Genomic DNA, 1196 nt, shown 5'->3' with positions numbered 1-1196 from the left:
TGCTCACCCCCAGAATGGCGTCATATTGCCTGAGGTCCGGTGTGTGCCCGTGAATCTCCATCGGTGTATGAGCCTCCGCAAACGGCTTAGGGTGAAACTCAGGATGTTTCATCGCATATAGCGCATGTTCAAGGACTGTGTCAGGATCGAAATGCCCAGCCAGTGTATCGAGTGCAGCACCCATGTCGGACATCTGGTGTGTATCTAACAATCGACGAATCAGAGCCACACGAGATTTCCTCAGATCGATATCCTCCACTTGCACGAATCTGCGGACGGAAGCAGGCATGAACCTCGCCAGATCGGAGTACATCACCGTCCTTGGCTTTCTCAGGTAACCCTCAAACACATCTGTCCACTCAATCGGGATTGCCTTTTCCGTGTACGGGCGAGGCAACGTCCCCAGGTGTCGGTACTCTCCGTCGCCCGACAAAACCTCGATCTCGTCCCATTTCACCTTGAGCAATACGGGATCTAGCGCACGGCACTGCGGTAGTGGCTATGTGGTTGTTTCAAACCGGAGTTCCCGATATTTGTTCAAGCGGGCCGGTTCAAGCCTGAAAACCTCAAACGCAACGGTTGGCATAGCCAAAAGCTTCTTCCGTTCTTGCTCCCACAAGTCGACGATACGCTCTTTCTTGGCATAGTGTGGACGATCCATGTCTGCCTCTGCTGCCTGGGCCAAGTATGTCTCAAGGTCAGCATCCGTTTCGCAAATCGGTGGTGGCACGAGCCAATTACGCCGACTGTACCCCACCTTGTTCTCCACATGCCCCTTTTCGTGACCACTATAGGGATTACAGAATTCTGGGTCGAACCGGTAGTGGGTAGCAAACCGCAGGAACTGATCGGTGCATGACCGCTTTCCATCACGGCTAATCGAGACCACCGCCGCCGACAAGTTGTCGAACCAGATTTTCCTCGGAACGCCTCCCATCCGTTCAAAGATGCGCTTCATTGCCTCCAGGAAACACTCTGTGTTCTCCTTTCGAACCGGAAAGGCGAAGGCCGCATTGCTAAACGGGAAGGACATAATCAGCACTTTGCGCTCCACGAGTTGACCTGGTTGCCCAACATAGGCTGTACCAAAATCAACCTGTGCCTCGCCGCCGGGGTGTTCGAGTCGTTCATAGCTTTCGGCACGTTCCAGCTTGAGTTCTTTTCGGCGTTTGGCTACATATTCTTCAACAGTGCGT

The 1196-nt window shown here is 53.4% G+C and carries 1 protein-coding gene and 1 pseudogene; both read right to left on the bottom strand.

What is annotated here, in order from left to right; genetic code table 11:
* Positions 1-229 (bottom strand): annotated as a pseudogene (locus AC27IT_RS27635) (IS21 family transposase); the annotation flags it as partial.
* Positions 230-499: 270 nt separating this feature from the next.
* Positions 500-1196 (bottom strand): IS21 family transposase (istA, locus tag AC27IT_RS27630; protein WP_487092247.1); only part of this gene is annotated, 697 nt, incomplete at its 5' end.

Source organism: Brevibacillus sp. YAE8 (assembly GCF_057543335.1).
The sequence above is the reverse complement of the archived record's forward strand: the minus strand, read 5'-3'. Positions and strand labels throughout refer to the sequence as shown.